Genomic DNA, 16520 nt, shown 5'->3' on the forward strand with positions numbered 1-16520 from the left:
ATGCTCTTATTCATAGTGAATGAGTCATAATTTGCGTCACAATAATGGCGTTAATTGTTAAAAAATATTACGGAATAAAAACATGAACACTGGGTGCAGAAAATTTTTTGACCAACTTTTTTCCAAGAGATTCCCAATTATTAAGTGGCTTGCTACATTAGTGCTAGTTTTAAACTTAAGTAGTTGCGCTGAAGCAGCAAACAGCCAGGAAGTATCTACGAATCCTTTCATGAAAACGCTCCCAGCCTCAGAAATTTCTGGGACTTTTTCAGAAACTGCACCACCTGATGTTATTCAAGCATTGCGTCCCAGTCTAGAAGGTTATCAACCTCAAGTCAGCATCATTAGTCCCCTAGTAAATGAAATTCTTCCAGACAATATAGTTAAAGTCCAGTTGCGGGTTAAGGACTTACCGATATTTAAAGACCCTCAATGGCAACTTGGACCCCATTTGCACCTAATTTTAGACAATCAACCTTATATAGCTGTTTACGATTTAAATCAGTCGGTGGTATTGTCAGACTTATCCCCCGGTACGCATACTCTTCGTGTTTTTGCTTCTCGTCCGTGGCATGAAAGTTTTAAAAATGAAGGTGCTTATGCTCAAACTACATTTCACGTTTTGACGAAAACTGAGGAAAACAACCCAGATTCTAAATTACCCCTACTTACTTACAGTCGTCCCAATGGTGGTTATGGGGCAGAACCAATTATGCTGGACTTCTACCTAACTAATGCACCGTTGCATAGTATAGCTGAAACTAATCCTGACGATACAATGAGCAATTGGCGTATTCGTAGTACAGTTAATGGTGAAAGCTTTATTCTCGATCGTTGGCAACCTATTTATCTTAAAGGCTTTAAACCTGGTAAAACCTGGGTAAAACTAGAATTCCTTGACAATGAAGGACAACCTGTGAAAAATGCCTTTAATACCACTATTAGACTAATTAACTACCAACCCAATGGTCAAGATACTCTTTCTAAAATTGTCAGAGGGGAATTGACAGCAGATGAAGTTCGGGGTATTGTAGACCCAACTTATACAGCTAAGATTCCAGGTACTGAATCTACCGCTACACCAACTCCAGAAACTAAAGTCGAAAAACAACCAATTTCTGAAGTTAAACTTCCTGAAGTTACACCAACTTCAGAAACCAAAGTCGAAAAACAACTAATTCCTGAAGTTAAACTTCCTGAAGTTACACCAACTCCAGAAACTAAAGTCGAAAAACAACCAATTCCTGAAGTTAAACTTCCTGAAGTTACACCAACTCCAGAAACCAAAGTCACAGAAACAAAAGAATTGAATCTGGATAAACCAGATACAGGTTCATCTAAGCAATCTCAAATTCAAGAGTAATTAGAGTAACAATACCTTGTCGAAATTGAAAAAAGTCTTGATTTGTAGCGACTGTCTTGATTGTCAAGCGATCGTTAAGGAAAAATTTAAAGTCTAGGAAAAAAGTCAGAAAATAGAGGAGAAAAACAGAACAGAACAAAACAGGTAAATTATAGGTTGCCATAAATTACCAAACTAGATTGGAGGTATAAAAACGACAGTAGAACTTTATGCAGAAATTGGTTGTGAGTCTTGAGAAATAGACCAAGGAAGATGATCTCGAATCATCGCATTTAAAATAACTAACATTTTATGAACGCAAGCAGTAATGGCCAATTTTTTGGGTTTACCACGTTCAACCAAGCGCTCATAAAAAGTTTTGATAACAGGATTATGACGCATGGCAACAACAGCACCCATATAAAGAATGGCACGAACATGGGCGCGACCACCATTAATCATGCGCTTACCTTTGTGCTGACCACTATCATGATTAATTGGTGCAACACCAACTAAGCGAGAGATTTGTTTGGCAGTTAATTGACCTAATTCTGGTAAGTCAGAAACTAAAGTGGTAGAAATTACTTGACCAATGCCAGGAGTAGTTTTGAGTAGATTGACTTTATCAATCCATTGTTGATTATTTTGGGTCAACGTCTCAATTTCTTGATTGAGTTGTTGAAGATGTTGCTCAAGATAATCAATATGGGATTCAATATCTGTCAAAGCTTTACCACGAGCGCGGTCACGGCGATTCTTTTCCGCTGTAGACATTTCTACTAATTGTCTTCGGCGACTAATTAATTCGCCTAATTGACGTGACATTTCACTTTCGATTGCTAACACCTCCGGTTTCATTGCTTCACCGAAATGCGCCAAAATCTGTGCATCAATGGCATCGGTTTTGGCTAACTTACCTGTAGCTTTAGCAAAGTCTCTTCCCTGACGAGGATTGATTAATGCTACTGGTAAAAGAGCCGCTTGCAATTGAATGATTAATTCTGTTTCTAGTCCTCCTGTTGCTTCCAGTACGATTAGGTTTAAATCGTTAGATTGAAGTTGCTTAACTAGATTAGCTATTTCTGTTTCAGTATTAGCAAATTGAAATGCTTTACCCATTGGACGGATATAAACATCAAGTGTTGCTTTACTTACGTCAATGCCTACCCATTGGGAGATATAATCCATTTTTAACTCTCCAATTTCAATTACTTCTTTTTAATTTGTTTTGTTTTTATTCATCCCCTTGATTTCACTCATCCTTGCACGATACGGGCTATATTATCTATGTCTTTGTTCATAGTTTTTACCCCAGGCGACTGTTCGAGTTCTGTCATGGAGATTGTTGTGGTGATCCTTGCTACAAAGCGGTCTTTTCTGACCCAGGTTGGGACGGTCTACCACTTCTTCTAACATACCTCTAAGATACAAGGTTGGGTTGAGGCACGAAACCCAACAAATGCGTCGGGTTGCGCTGTCGCTTAACCCGACCTACAAAAAATGGACAAGGTATTGGAGTAAGCCACAAAATAAATGATCCTGTTTTGTCATGCTGAGTGTAGCGTTCGCGGAGCGTGGCGTTAGCCATAGCGAAACGAAGCATCTCAAGAGATTCTTCACTACACTTCGTTTCGTTCATAATGACATTGGGCATTTCTTTTTGTGGAGTTCTCTTAAGGGACTTCCAAGAAATAAATTATCCTGATTAACGAACCACAGAGGCGCAGAGGACACAGAGGAATAAGGGTTTGAGAGATTTTTGCGTTAGGTGGTTGAGTATTTTTTTATTTGGAAGTCCCTAACAAAAAATACTCAGTTGCAAATTTTGAGATAAAGTTTCCATGAGTGCTAAACCAGCTACAGGATTACCTACAATATCTAAAGCAGGACTGTAGCTGGCAATAGCAGCGCTCGCCGAAGGCATTGCTCCCTGATTTGGTATGATGGCGACAAGTCCACCACCAATACCCGATTTTATCGGTAAGCCAATTTTCACAGCATATTCTGCGGAAGCTTCATATAAACCACAAGTTAACATCACTGTATTTACGGTTTGACGGTGTTTGTCATTTATAAATTCGCTTTTATAGGCTAATATTCTTCCCAGTTTAGCTAAATCCTCTACCCGTCCAGATATACAGCATATTTGTTCATAAACGTCTAGAGATAATTCAATATTATTTAAATTTCCAGATTCGTAGAGATAGTTGGCAATATCTATATTTATTTGAGAGTGACTAGCACGAACTGAAGCTAGAATATCTGTGTCTATATATATTTGAGTACCTGCTAATTTATTTAACCAATTACAAAACAATTGTGTACATTCATGTCCATTTTTTCCTGGTAGCTTATCAGCAAGAGTAATAGCACCACTATTAATCATAGGGTTGCGAGGATATCCATGATCTTCTTTTAATTGCAATAAAGAATTAAAGGGTGCATCCGAGGGTTTAACCCCAACCCATTGTAAAACCTGTTTTTCTCCGTAATATTCCAGCAGGTATAGTAGAGAAAATGGTTTAATGACACTCATGAATGGAAATACACAATCGGTATCTCCTAAACTATAATTTTCTCCTGATTCACAACTTATATAAACAGCAAATGAGTTAGGATTAGCCGTAGCTAATTTAGGAATGCGTTCAATAACTTTTCCTTGTGCTGCTTGGGTTTTAGCTTGTTCTACCCAGATAGATAAATTATGTATATTAATGCTTTTTATTCCTAGCACAAGCCTAAACCTCAAATCATGAAGATAATCTGGATTATATCTTAATGAGTAATTACTCTAACTTTTTATGTAACTAATTTTAAATACAAAATCGAAAATTTACGCAATATTAGTAATTACGGGTAATTGGTAAAAAGCAATAAAAAGATAAATATTCCCTTTCTTGTGTTCCCTGTTCCCTGTTCCCTGTTCCCTCTTCTTAGATAAGATAGACTGATTAACAACCAAGTTATCGGAAAAGATAAATTGGTTTATTTCCCTAATAACAAGGTTTTTAACAGTACATGAACAAAAGATTTATTTTAACTTTGATTTCTAGCCCCGTGTTGTTTACATCCATGTTATCTATGGTGATGATGGGTAGACCTGCTCATGCTAGTCAAACAGTTGACACTGCTGGTACTCATGAATCTTGTGTCATGTCTCCCCATTCAGCAACTCCGAACAAGGTATGTATACAGGTGAGTAATACTCCTTTGAGCGTTGCTAAAGAACCCATGAAATTGGCACAAGCGGACACAAATAATCCTAAAGAACTAGAATTTTCTGATGCTGAAAGTGATCTAGCTATCAAGCTATTTGGCTGTGATTGCCCTGTTTGTATCAATGCTGCTCGGCAATTGAATGGTTCAGCGCCTTTACCAGTTTAGCAAGATATGGTCTTAAAAAGCTGAAAAGGGCAGGGTCTCCCTGCCCCTACTTCCCTAACAATACTTCTCTAATTATGTCTGTTGGTACTTCGTCGGTAATTTTAACTGCGCCAATTTGGGTTGGTAATACAAAGCGGACTTTACCAGATTTAACTTTTTTGTCCAATTGCAAAGCATCAATAAGAGCTTCAATATCTAAATCTGCGGGTATTTGGGTGGGTAAACCTGCTTTTTTAATTAAGGCGTTTTGACGTTCTGTGTCTGCTTGTTGCCAAAGTCCCAATTTTACAGCAATGTCTCCCGCTGCTACCATACCAATGCCTACAGCTTCACCATGTTTAAACAGACGATACTCTGTGAGGCTTTCTACTGCATGACCGATGGTATGACCATAATTTAAAATTGCTCTGATTCCAGATTCTTTTTCATCTTTGCTGACAACATCTGCCTTTGCTTGACAGGAATGAGTTAATATGCTGTTTATCAGGTCGGATTTCACATAGCGGAGTTGGTCAAGGTGTTTGCTTGCTGTTAGTTGAGTAAACAGTTCGGTGTCCCAAATGATCCCGTATTTGATCACCTCTGCCATTCCTGCCCGAAATTCCCTAGCAGGCAGGGTTTTTAAGACTTCTGGGTCAATTAAAACTAAACTGGGTTGATGAAATGCACCAATCAAGTTTTTACCGTGGGGATGATTTACGCCGGTTTTGCCACCAATGGCTGAGTCTACCATTGCGAGGAGACTGGTAGGAACTTGCACAACGTTGATGCCTCTGAGCCATGTGGCGGCGGCAAAGCCTGTCATATCACCAATAACACCTCCTCCTAATGCCACCATTGTTGAGGAGCGTTCTAGGCGATTCTCAAGGGCGATGTCGTAGAGTTTTTGAATGGAGTTGAGGGTTTTGTAGCGTTCACCTGGGGGTAGGTTGTAACTGACGACTTGAAAACCGGCATTTTCTAAAGAGGCGATCGCTCTTTCGCCATAATATTTAAATATCATCGGGTTGGAAACTAGCAATACTTTCTTACCTAGTTTCAAAGTCGCCATTTGTTCACCTAGTTGATCTAAACTCCCAGGTGCAATGGTAATATCATAAGATTTTTCTGGTATATCTACTTTAATTACAGAACTCATAAAAATACCCGGTAAGTGGGAAACTCAGACACTTCAGTGCTGAGAGGGAAACGACTCGTGCGGTTTTAACCGCCTTGAATATTTTTTCATTACCGCCTTGGAGTTGGTAAATTCGGTGTACTTTTGTAATGTACTTTCAACGGGACAATTACCGATTCAAATTTCCCAACTCTGTACGCATAATGTGTTGCTCCGAAGAGCCTCCCATTTCTGGGGTAATGTTAGCTGATGCCTACGGCACGCTGCGCGAACGTCAATGTTTTAAGAGCTTTTTAGACTTGCAACACTGTTTCAGTGACTTTAAAACTGTTTAATTGCAAATGACAGAGCAGGGAACTAGCTACGCATTCCAGGGTGTCGTGACTCAAAAAACGTAGTCAGTTAAGACTTAGACTGGTCAGTACAGCTTGCAATTTCTTACAAGCTCAGTCCCTTTAGGGCTGAGTTACTGACTCCCTAACCCTAATATAATCACTCGTCTGGGTATTTTACCCCAAGTTGACAACCTCTTTTCCATTCCCTGTTCCTTTTCAGAATTATTGATGATTGAATAGAAATAAGTAACTAATCTGGAGCAAAACAAATGGCTGTAGTTGAATATATTGTCTTTCTAGGCGTGTTTATGGGTGTAGCTGTAGGCTTGTTATTTGGTCTACGCGGAGCTAAGATCCTCTAATCCTACAATTAGACGCTAATTAAACCCACTTTATGTGGGTTTAGGTATTGGTTTCAATCAGATTATCAAATGTCTATTTACTACTTTGCTGTTTGATTGCAAGTTTTCACCACTTCAATCTCTAACTCAAATATCCGAGCAATTTGTTCTACAGTTAGTCCCTCATTTAATAAACCAATTCTCAATTATCAGATCCTCAAAATCCTGAAAATCTGCCACATTATTTGTTACTAAAATCAAGTCATTGCAGAACGCAATACTGGCAATTTGTCCATCAATAAAAGCAGGTGTTTTACCAATTTTTGATAATCTAGCCCGTTCCTGTGCGTGCCATTTTGCAGAATTGATATCATAATCAAGAACTGGCATTTTAACAGGTATTTCTTCAATATAATCTTCTAAAAAACGTCTTCTTCCAGATTCAGGAGGTAAACGTAAACAGCCAAATAATAATTCATGAATAACTACCGAAGCTGTAACTACTTCACCTTGGTACTGATTCATTTTATCAACAACTAATTTATTTGGGATTTTTTTATTAATTTCCGAAATAATATTAGTGTCTAAAAGAAAACGAAAAGTCACAGTTCCACCTCTCGTCCTGGACTACGATCTCTAAGATTGGCAAAATCATCATCTGTAAATTCTATACCTTCTCTTTCCATCCGTTCCCGAAATCGTAAGGTCATTTCCCAGAAATTTTCACCGTCAGAATTAAAAGTTGGTTTATTTGGTAGTAATTTATGTTTGAGAAATTGAATAAAATCTAAAACTTCTTGTTGTTTATCGGTTGGTAACTCTCGCAAGTTCTCTAAAACAGCTTGTTCAATGGTCATTGTTTCACCTCTACTACTAGGCTATAATTCTATTATAAATGACATCAGCATTAATTTTTAATTTCTCCTCCATTTTTGAGATCAATTCCTAAATTTTCCAATTGTTGATTTATCCAATCTGTAGCTGTTGCTTCATCGGTTTCTATCGCTTTTTCTACTCCTATTTTAGCAATTTCTAGGAGTTGTTTGGATTTTAGTTTTAAATCAAAACTTTCCAGCAATGAGAGAAATCTTTTTAATTAATCATTTGCCATTCACGAGCATCTACAAATAAGGATAAATGTTCAACATTGGTAGTAGCAACAATTACTTGATTTCCATTTAATTCTTCTATTTTTGCTTGTGCTGCTAAAATAACATCACCATCAAGAGATTTAGGATCAGCAGTTGGTTTTCCCGTGTTTCTAATTTCTGCCCAAAATTGTGCTGCTAAAAGCATGGTAGCAGTAGTAATAGGCAAGTAAGTAATCGCTTGTTTGAATTGATCTAAACGTTTAATTCCTTTTGTTTTTCCCGCTCTTAACAGTTCTCGTCTTACTTCATAATCAGCAATTTCTGGTAAAATTACTTGATAACTTTTTAAGGGTAATTCATCTAACCATTCTTTACACTCCTGACAATTAGAATTAGAACTTTTAGGATTTGTTACCATTCCTAAAATATTTGTATCGAGGAAAATCAATTTATTCATATAAATTCAGCTTAATCTTAAAAAGGATTATCATCAATTTCTTGTTTTTGCCGCAAATATTCCCAAGTTTCCGTTTGTTCTTCTTGTTCTCCTTCTTCTAACCACTCTTCGGTTAATTCTTTGAGTGCTTGATGTTGTTGATTTAAAATTTGTTGTTGTGCGTCTATTTCTAGGTGAGAATGGTTAAAAATCTCAGGTTTAAAAGTAACACTTTCTCGAAATACTCGCATCATTTGTAGTAAATTCGGCCAGTATTCCTTAGGTGTTGCTTGAATTTCTCGTAAAATTTCTATGAGATGATTTTCTTCGGTAGTGTTACTTAATTCTGGTTTATTGATTAAATCGGATTGAGACATAATTATTTATTCCTCATAATGTTGATAAAGCGTAATTAGGGGGTGCTGAAAAAGTTGTCTGTGAGGGCTAGGAGTCAGGAGTCAGGAGGAAGAATTAGAAGAAGAGAAGAATAGTATTGAATCTGGTCAAGTGATAGGTTTTTGCTGATTTCAACCCTTATTTCTTGCACCTGATTCACCTTTTTTACCTTTAAACTCTTGATATATCTCAGTTCTAGGTTTATTCAGCAGCCCCTAAAGCTTTGTATAGTCTATGCCTTTTGAGCTAATACTATCTGTATGAGGTGGTTGTTGAGGAGTTTTTGTGAGTGATTTAGGCTGAGTTATTATAGTTAAGGGACTTCCAAATAAAAAAATACTCAACCACCTAACACAAAAATCTCTCAAACCCTTATTCCTCTGTGTCCTCTGCGCCTCTGTGGTTCGTTAATCAGGATAATTTATTTCTTGGAAGTCCCTAAATCTAATTATATTGTCTTTTTAGGCATCCTAGCCCTAAAATTTGGAATAAAGACCAAATATTCTGGCAATTACCACCCAGGGCTATTTCGTTCTAGATACAACCCGTAATCCACCTTTTTATTAATAAAAAATCTTAATTAAATCAAATCTAAACTTACCCTATCTTCACCATAATTAGCGACTAAAACAAACAAATTCAACCATCGAGAACCCAGTAAAATTTCCTGTATTTCATCTCTAGCAAATACAGGGATTTCCCACTCTTGACCATCTATAATTACCCTACCATGATAAACATCAAAATCAGTTTCTCCTTGAGCAGTTCTTAATTTATCTTGACCTAAAAAATTCCAATCAAGACTTTGTACATCTTGTTTATTCATAGCTAAAAATTCAGTAAATCCTGTATCTAACATTGTTTCTACAGGAAAACTGAAATTATCCCCACCAATTAAATCAATTTCAAAATAAACTTGTCCATTTTCTCCAAATCTGCCCTCAATCATATTCTGCCACTAACTCCCGTTTCATTAATGCCATAAATATGATGAATAACATGAGGATACTTTTCTCTGGCCATTTTACTGGCTACTTCCTTATCTTGATCAATAAAATAATCACCGCTATCAGGTTCAATAGCAATATACCAACCATAATATTTATCTAATATTTCTGGTTTTAAACGCTCAAAAATTACCCAACAACGCTCAGAAAATGCCTGTCTTCTAGCTCTATCTTCAGCTTTTTGTTCATCAGTCCACTGAATTTCGGGAAATACTCGACCACGACGGACAACTCTTTGGGGTGTGGATTGTGTCATCTTGATCACCTGCTTAAAGTTCATCCTAAATTCTAGCATATTCGAGTCCTCTCCCAGTCAGGGAGAGGTAATTTTCAATTGTTATATCATCGCTGGAATTGGTGTTTTTTCCTGCTTTTGAAATGGGGGACGCATTTCTAAACCAAGCAAATTCAACATTTCTTTATCTGCGTCATAATCAGGACAGGGAGTAGTCACCGTTAACATTTTGTTATCATCGCTGGAGAAGATGGAATTTGCACCAGCCATGAAGCATAAAGCTTGTTCTACTTGGGAAAGTCTCGCCCTACCTGCACTTAACCGCACGTCAGATTTAGGCATAATAATTCTAGCAGTCGCAATCATCCGCACTACATCCCAAATAGGCACATCGGGTTGATTTTCTAAAGGTGTACCGGGAACTTGGGAAAGAATATTGATGGGTACAGATTCGGGGTGAGGCTGTAAATTTGAGAGAGTATGTAACATTCCGACTCGATCGCTAACATTTTCTCCTAAACCGAGAATACCGCCCGAACATACGGTAACATTAGTTTGGCGAACATTGGCAATTGTATTGAGGCGATCGCCATAAGTTCGAGTAGTAATCACAGTGCTGTAATATTCCTCTGAGGTATCAAGATTATGGTTATAAGCATATAATCCCGCATCCTCTAGACGCTTGGCTTGGTTTTCTGTCAACATTCCCAAGGTACAGCATACCTCTAAACCCATCCCAGTTACATCCTTGACCATATCCAGAACTTCCTCAAATTGGGAATTATCCCGAACTTCTCGCCAAGCAGCACCCATACAAACCCGACTCACACCGCTTTCTTTAGCTGTTTTGGCAATATTTATGACTGTTTCTTTTTCTAACAGTGCTTCGGGTTTTACCTCAGTTTTATAGCGGGAAGATTGGGCGCAGTAACCGCAATCTTCGGGACACGCACCAGTTTTAATGGAGATAAGTTTACAAACTTGTATTTGTTCAGGTTTGTGATATTGACGATGCACAGTAGCAGCTTGATAAATTAGCTCTAGAAATGGTGTATTATATATTGTCAATATTTCTGTTGGTTGCCAATCGTAGCGTATTCCCACTGTTATGATCCTTTTTGTAGTTCAAATTAACTAGCCCCGGCGATTAGAAATCGCGGAACCACACAGACAAAACCCGAATTTTCTTAGTCCGCGTAGGCGGACTTTGATTGTGTAGCAGCGAATTACATTCGCCCAAAACTTTTAAAATATCATCTTACTAAAATATTGAAATTTGAGTATATGACATCAGAGCCACCAATTCTGACAAGCGATCGCCTAATATTAAGAATGGCAGTGATGGAGGATATTCCTTACATACTCAAATATTTTACGGAAAATAAAGAATATCTTACGCCATTTTATCCTGAATGGGATGAAAACTTTTTCACTGACGATTATTGGGAGTATCAAGTAGAAACCAGTTTTTGGGAATTTGTGAACAACTATTCATTAAAACTATTTATTTATCGGAAACATCAGCCTAGACAAATTGTGGGGACTGCTAATTTTAGCAACTTTATCTATAGTGCTGCTCAATTTTGTCAATTAGGATATAGTTTAGCGGAATCAGCCCAAGGTTATGGTTACATGACAGAAGCCCTCTCTGTTTCCATAGGGTATATTTTTCAAGAATTAAATTTTCACCGAATTATGGCTAATTATATGCCACATAATCGCCGGAGTGGGAATGTTCTTAAAAGGGTCGGTTTTGTAGTTGAAGGATATGCTAGGGATTATTTAATGATTAATGGTAAATGGGAAGATCATATTTTCACCAGTTTAACAAATCCCCATTGGCGATCGCATTTATAATACACCAGATCCCCGACTTCTTGGAGAAGTCGGGGATCTGAAGATAATTATGGAGAAATAAATTATGTCAATATATAATAATCGTGTGGCTATTTTGGCGACAATGCACAATAAAGAAAAAGTAATTTCTCCTTTATTAAAAGAACATTTAGGAATTAATTTGATAGTTCCTCAAGGCTTAAATACTGATATTTTTGGGACTTTTACTAGAGAAATTAAACGTCCAGATACGCAAGTTATCACTGCTAGGTTAAAGGCTAAACAAGCCTTAGAAATGTATGATGAAAAAATAGCAATAGATACGCCCATTATAGGCATCGCCAGTGAAGGAAGTTTTGCACCTCATCCCCTCATTCCCTATATTTATGCTAACCGAGAAATCATTATTTTTCTGGATCAAGAAAATGATTTAGAAATTATTGGTGAAGTATTTTCCATGGAAAATAATTTTAATCATCAGATTATATCTAGTTTAGAAGAAGCTGAAGGATTTGGAAAGAAAGTAGGTTTTCCTGAACATGGGCTAGTAATTTCATTTGATAATATATCCACAGGAAAAATAGAATTTATTAAAGGTATCACCAGCAAAGAAAACCTAATCAATTCCGTAGAAACTGCCATAAAAAACACATCTGATAATAAATTTAATATAGAAACAGACATGAGAGCAATGTATAATCCTACCAGAATGAAAAATATTGCTCTCGCTACTCAAGACTTAATTAATAAAATTAATAGTTTATGTCCCCAATGCAATACTCCTGGTTTTATGATTAATCAAAAAATACCTGGACTACCCTGTGAACTTTGTCATCAGCCAACTTCATTAATTAAAGCAGTGATTTTTCAATGTCAAAAATGCAATTTTAGCCAACAACAATTATTTCCTAACAATCAAGAATTTGCTGATCCTAGTTTATGTGAATATTGTAATCCTTAGATCCCCGACTTCTTGAAGAAGTCGGGGATCTAATTTTTTATTTATCATTCTCAAGAAGATAAATAATTTTTATAAGCTACTTTAAAAAATCCATCACTTCTTGTAGAATATCAGCTATATGTGGTTTTTCGCAAGCAATTACATTGTCAAAAAAATGTTTATGGTGGGGGAAACTAGGCAAGTTGGGAAAGTGTGGTGTACTGTCATAACGAAAAATCAGACTATTTTGCTCATCTTGAAAGTGATAGCGGTAATCAATATATTTAATCTGATTATCTACAACAACAAAGGCTTCACTGACTGCTAGTAAATATCTAATTGCAAAACGTATCCTAATGCGGAGATTAGCCCGCTCTGTCGTTAAAATGACTGCACTATATTCCTCAATGTATGCATTAGAGCAATTGAGTAAAAGTTCCTCAGTTTCATCTAAATACGCTTGGATAAGTTTACGCGACATCTTGGAGTTTGCTGGTTATTTCTTGGTGTAAAGCTAGATAATGCTGATAATTTCCTGCCCATTCGACAAACACTTCATCATCAGAAGTTTCTCCTTGGCTATATTTGGCAAAAAAATCTTCTGAACTCATTTGGTACTTGATTTCATAAACATTTAACTGTTTGGTAAGGGCAATCAACGCATCTAGTGGAGATGTATATTCGATAACTTGTTTACGCATTCATTTATCTGTTTAATTTGATTAACTTAATCATCTTGTAATTTTAATCTTAACGCCCATAGATTGTAGGTAGCGTTGATATGCTTCTGACTTTTCCCTCTATCTTTCCAGTTGAGCGATTCGCTCATTATAACCCATGTCCCAAAGTCCTATTTTTTCGCTGATTATTCTCATTAAAGATCATTTATTGAGAATAGGGCTTTATTCCAAAACCCTGATTATTTGGATGTTTCGAGACTTACAACAATTCCCGATCTAATGAAATACAATAGAGGGCGCAGACCCTGCGCCCCTACTTGTTTGGCTTGTTTGGCGTTGACACTCTCCGGTCTAAAGACGCGGAGATTCTATAGAGAGTTTCAGTCTATATCCCTCAGTTATCCCAGTTTCAGGCACTGCCTTAAATATTTGGGTTCTTGCCCTGATTTCGTTGGCCCTGGCGGGCGAAATCATATCTGACAAGCGTAACTTTCCGAGAGTCCCTCGGTAGCTTTTTATGTCTTTAGTGACAATATAGTTGTATCACGAATATGGATTAAAATCAATGCAGGATTTATCCTGCCTCTAGCCTTCATCCCTTGTCTAAAGCCCAAATGTGGCTTCCTGAGTCACCCACATTTTCAAGGGTTTTCGGCGTTCTTCCTTATAAAAAACTAGACCTCATAACATCAGGAAGTGCTGTAACAGGAAAAGTCAGATTCCCTGTTCCCTGCCCTCATAGACAAATTTTATGGCTTACGCCACGCTACGCTATCAGCAAACCCTAAATAAAAAGATCGTAAGCTTTTTTGTCTATTATTAAAGAAATATCACATTAAGCCTAATTATAATGACTCTGGATGAAACTCCCAATCACACCCATTCTAGTAATCCTTTACTTACCCTCAACTATGAATCAGCCTTAGAATCTCTAGGTGATGATTACTATGATCAAGTTGTTGCGGAAGAATTTCCCCAACATATTTTACGTTGGCGCAATGACGTACTACTACCACGCTTAGGAGTTGATCCCCAAGTAGTTAAAGACGAAGATTTTATTAACGCTTTTGGTAAATTTGAGGGACGAGAACCCCTATTAGCACTACGTTACCACGGCTATCAATTTGGACAATATAACTCCCAATTAGGTGACGGTAGAGGCTTTCTCTATGGGCAAGTGCGGGGTATTGATGGGGAATTATACGATTTTGGGACAAAAGGGTCGGGAAGAACCCCCTACTCGCGCGGTGGTGACGGAATGTTAACACTTAAAGGAGGGGTGCGGGAAGTTCTTGCCGCTGAAGCACTTCATCGTTTAGGTGTTCGCACTTCTCGCTGTCTGAGTATGATTGAGACGGGCTTAGGACTGTGGCGCGGTGATGAACCTTCGCCAACTCGTTCTTCTGTCATGATTCGCATGAGTAAATCCCATATTCGTTTTGGTACTTTTGAACGATTAAACTTTTTTAAAAGACCTGATTTAACTCAAAAATTGTTAGATCATGTCATTGAACAGTATTATCCCTATTTACAGACTGAAAATGATAAATATGCTTTATTTTATGCTGAATTAGTGCAGCGCGTCGCTGAATTAGTAGCTCAATGGATGGCAGCGGGTTTTTGTCATGCAGTTCTAAATACTGATAATATGTCAATTACTGGGGAAAGTTTTGATTATGGACCCTATGCCTTTATTCCTACTTACGATCTCCAATTTACTGCTGCATATTTTGATTATTATAAACGTTATTGTTATAGCCAACAACCAGGGATTTGCAAGTTGAATTTAGAACTTTTGCAAGAACCATTGAAGGCGATAATTCATCAAGGTGATTTGGATATTGCTTTATCTAAGTTTGCTGAATATTACCAGGCTGAATATCGAGCTTTGATGTTGAGAAAATTGGGTTTTGAAAATTTACAATTAGAGGAAGCTGATGAATTTCTGCGGTTAACTATTACCTTTTTACATGATAGTCAAGTCGGTTATCATCAATTCTTTGCTGATATAGCGGCTACCTTTTCTAGTAAATGGCGAGATGATCCCGCTTTGGTGATGGATGGTTCAGAAATTATTCCCACATTAGGAACATCAGCGACTTTTGATAATTGGTGTTTTCTTTATCATAAAATTCTCAATCATTTTGATCTTGATCAAATGGATAAAATTCACAAAACTTTGATTGAATCTAATCCAAAAACAGCTTTATTAAGACCTGTAATTGAGTCAATTTGGGAATCAATATCTGAAAATGATAATTGGCAACCTTTCTATGATTTAGTAGAAATACTACAAACAGGAAAATAATTGCAATCAATCAGATCCCCGACTTCTTTAAGAAGTCGGGGATCTAAATTTCCCAAAACTATGATCAGCATTAATTTCAATTACTAAGTTAACTGCTGATGATTTGACTAAAGGATTAATGAATAATTCTGGATGTAAAGAACGCCAAAAATAATTCACAAATTCTTCTATTTCTGCGTCACTCATCCCTGATTTACCAGCATCAATCATTTGTCTTTCGGCTTGCTTGCGCCATGCTAAAGAATAACGGTAGTCTGTGGGATAAAGAACTATTAAACTATCTAATTTTTCCCATAGTGGTAAATAACTTTTCAGTTGATGATTCATATCGGAAGCAAATTGCCTATCTGCGTCTGTAAGAATAGGTGGTGGTGGAGTCAATAATGCTTGAGGAGGAATTGGTTTTACACCCACAAACCAACCTTCAAACAGAACAATATCTATGGGATTTGTGATAATCTCAGAAGTAGTGCGATCGCCTGCACCCTCATGAGCGGATTTATCAAATCTAGGAACTATCACAGGACTCTTGCTTTGGTGAATCTGATCGAGTAGACTTAAACCTAGATGAATATCGTGGGTTCCGGGCGGACCACGCCAAACTAACCGGGAATCTTGCTGCATTAAAGCCAAGCGATCGCTATAAGTTTTGTATAAGTCGTCCAAAGAAAAACTTAACGTCCTGTATCCCAACTGCTGGAGAATCAAACCCAGTATGTGGGACATTGTGGTTTTACCTGTGCCTTGTGCGCCTAAAATTCCCTGGATAAAAGGTTTCCCCGACTCTTGATGCTGTGCTGCAATTTTCATTCCCAAAGGTAGCCACACATCCCACAATACCTGCAACATTCCTTGAGGATCAGTTTTTAGGCTAGTTTGACAAAATTGACTAAAATCAGGGAAAACTAACTTCAGTAAATCCCCTCTGTTTTCCATAATTTCAGCCACATGATCAGAAGTAACATTAAACACCTTAGCTCGCAAAGGATCTGCCAATGCTGCGGCTTGTGCTAATACTTGCCAAGATGTGTCCGTTGTCAAAATCTTACTCAACCATTCGCTATTCATAAAA

General features: G+C 37.4%; 20 protein-coding genes. 6 read left to right on the top strand and 14 right to left on the bottom strand.

The window, feature by feature from the left end; all coding sequences use genetic code 11:
- Positions 1 to 82 precede the first annotated feature (82 nt).
- Complete coding sequence (locus NG743_RS24080; RefSeq protein ID WP_257121047.1) at positions 83 to 1363, top strand: hypothetical protein; 1281 nt, start codon at positions 83 to 85, stop codon at positions 1361 to 1363.
- A 207-nt stretch (positions 1364 to 1570) separates the two neighbouring features.
- Here the strand turns inward: NG743_RS24080 and NG743_RS24085 are convergent, their stop codons facing one another.
- Positions 1571 to 2530, bottom strand: a complete 960-nt coding sequence (locus tag NG743_RS24085) for an IS110 family RNA-guided transposase (protein ID WP_027404406.1) — start codon at positions 2528 to 2530, stop codon at positions 1571 to 1573.
- Positions 2531 to 3140: 610 nt separating this feature from the next.
- Positions 3141 to 4076 (bottom strand): glutaminase, encoded by a 936-nt coding sequence (locus tag NG743_RS24090; protein ID WP_257121048.1) that lies wholly within the window; start codon positions 4074 to 4076, stop codon positions 3141 to 3143.
- A 284-nt stretch (positions 4077 to 4360) separates the two neighbouring features.
- On the opposite strand from NG743_RS24090, the gene NG743_RS24095 reads away from it, so the two are divergent.
- The gene (locus NG743_RS24095) at positions 4361 to 4726 is read left to right on the top strand and encodes a hypothetical protein (protein ID WP_027401488.1); all 366 of its coding nucleotides are present in this window, start codon (positions 4361 to 4363) and stop codon (positions 4724 to 4726) included.
- A gap of 46 nt (positions 4727 to 4772) precedes the next feature.
- On the opposite strand, the gene aroB is transcribed toward NG743_RS24095, so the two are convergent.
- Positions 4773 to 5864 carry a 3-dehydroquinate synthase gene (aroB, locus tag NG743_RS24100; RefSeq protein WP_257121049.1) on the bottom strand — a complete coding sequence of 364 codons (1092 nt, stop codon included), beginning with the start codon at positions 5862 to 5864 and terminating at the stop codon, positions 4773 to 4775.
- Positions 5865 to 6447: 583 nt separating this feature from the next.
- Here aroB and petL point away from each other — a divergent pair.
- On the top strand, positions 6448 to 6540 hold the full coding sequence (gene petL / locus NG743_RS24105; RefSeq protein ID WP_035081422.1) for a cytochrome b6-f complex subunit PetL: 93 nt from the start codon (positions 6448 to 6450) through the stop codon (positions 6538 to 6540).
- A gap of 162 nt (positions 6541 to 6702) precedes the next feature.
- On the opposite strand, the gene NG743_RS24110 is transcribed toward petL, so the two are convergent.
- The 8 genes from NG743_RS24110 to bioB form a co-directional block, all read right to left on the bottom strand.
- Positions 6703 to 7125, bottom strand: a complete 423-nt coding sequence (locus NG743_RS24110; RefSeq protein WP_027401486.1) for a type II toxin-antitoxin system VapC family toxin — start codon at positions 7123 to 7125, stop codon at positions 6703 to 6705.
- Positions 7122 to 7376 carry a DUF2281 domain-containing protein gene (locus NG743_RS24115; protein ID WP_027401485.1) on the bottom strand — a complete coding sequence of 85 codons (255 nt, stop codon included), beginning with the start codon at positions 7374 to 7376 and terminating at the stop codon, positions 7122 to 7124. Before NG743_RS24115 ends, NG743_RS24110 begins: the two co-directional genes overlap by 4 nt.
- A 50-nt stretch (positions 7377 to 7426) precedes the next feature.
- A complete protein-coding gene (locus NG743_RS24120; RefSeq protein WP_160170605.1) occupies positions 7427 to 7597 on the bottom strand; it encodes a hypothetical protein in 171 nt (56 codons plus the stop codon).
- 14 nt (positions 7598 to 7611) lie between these two features.
- A complete protein-coding gene (locus tag NG743_RS24125; protein WP_027401484.1) occupies positions 7612 to 8067 on the bottom strand; it encodes a type II toxin-antitoxin system VapC family toxin in 456 nt (151 codons plus the stop codon).
- 17 nt (positions 8068 to 8084) lie between these two features.
- Positions 8085 to 8423 carry a hypothetical protein gene (locus tag NG743_RS24130; protein ID WP_257121050.1) on the bottom strand — a complete coding sequence of 113 codons (339 nt, stop codon included), beginning with the start codon at positions 8421 to 8423 and terminating at the stop codon, positions 8085 to 8087.
- A gap of 599 nt (positions 8424 to 9022) precedes the next feature.
- On the bottom strand, positions 9023 to 9391 hold the full coding sequence (locus NG743_RS24135; protein ID WP_257121051.1) for an aspartyl protease: 369 nt from the start codon (positions 9389 to 9391) through the stop codon (positions 9023 to 9025).
- A complete protein-coding gene (locus NG743_RS24140) occupies positions 9388 to 9705 on the bottom strand; it encodes a hypothetical protein (RefSeq protein ID WP_027401481.1) in 318 nt (105 codons plus the stop codon). The genes NG743_RS24135 and NG743_RS24140 overlap by 4 nt, the downstream gene beginning before the upstream one ends.
- A gap of 81 nt (positions 9706 to 9786) precedes the next feature.
- Positions 9787 to 10788 (bottom strand): biotin synthase BioB, encoded by a 1002-nt coding sequence (gene bioB / locus NG743_RS24145; protein WP_027401480.1) that lies wholly within the window; start codon positions 10786 to 10788, stop codon positions 9787 to 9789.
- A 180-nt stretch (positions 10789 to 10968) separates the two neighbouring features.
- On the opposite strand from bioB, the gene NG743_RS24150 reads away from it, so the two are divergent.
- On the top strand, positions 10969 to 11541 hold the full coding sequence (locus NG743_RS24150; RefSeq protein ID WP_027401479.1) for a GNAT family N-acetyltransferase: 573 nt from the start codon (positions 10969 to 10971) through the stop codon (positions 11539 to 11541).
- 64 nt (positions 11542 to 11605) lie between these two features.
- Positions 11606 to 12481 carry a DUF6671 family protein gene (locus NG743_RS24155; protein WP_257121052.1) on the top strand — a complete coding sequence of 292 codons (876 nt, stop codon included), beginning with the start codon at positions 11606 to 11608 and terminating at the stop codon, positions 12479 to 12481.
- Between the two features lie 76 nt (positions 12482 to 12557).
- Here NG743_RS24155 and tumE read toward each other — a convergent pair whose 3' ends face one another.
- Complete coding sequence (tumE, locus tag NG743_RS24160) at positions 12558 to 12941, bottom strand: toxin TumE (RefSeq protein WP_027401477.1); 384 nt, start codon at positions 12939 to 12941, stop codon at positions 12558 to 12560.
- Positions 12931 to 13161: an antitoxin TumA gene (tumA, locus tag NG743_RS24165; protein ID WP_027401476.1), complete on the bottom strand. Its 231-nt coding sequence runs from the start codon at positions 13159 to 13161 to the stop codon at positions 12931 to 12933. Before tumA ends, tumE begins: the two co-directional genes overlap by 11 nt.
- 829 nt (positions 13162 to 13990) lie before the next feature.
- On the opposite strand from tumA, the gene NG743_RS24170 reads away from it, so the two are divergent.
- Positions 13991 to 15448 (top strand): protein adenylyltransferase SelO, encoded by a 1458-nt coding sequence (locus NG743_RS24170; protein ID WP_027401475.1) that lies wholly within the window; start codon positions 13991 to 13993, stop codon positions 15446 to 15448.
- Between the two features lie 27 nt (positions 15449 to 15475).
- On the opposite strand, the gene NG743_RS24175 is transcribed toward NG743_RS24170, so the two are convergent.
- Complete coding sequence (locus NG743_RS24175; RefSeq protein ID WP_257121054.1) at positions 15476 to 16516, bottom strand: glycerate kinase; 1041 nt, start codon at positions 16514 to 16516, stop codon at positions 15476 to 15478.
- Positions 16517 to 16520 lie beyond the last annotated feature (4 nt).

This window comes from Dolichospermum heterosporum TAC447 (genome assembly GCF_024584745.1).
Taxonomy (GTDB): domain Bacteria; phylum Cyanobacteriota; class Cyanobacteriia; order Cyanobacteriales; family Nostocaceae; genus Dolichospermum; species Dolichospermum heterosporum.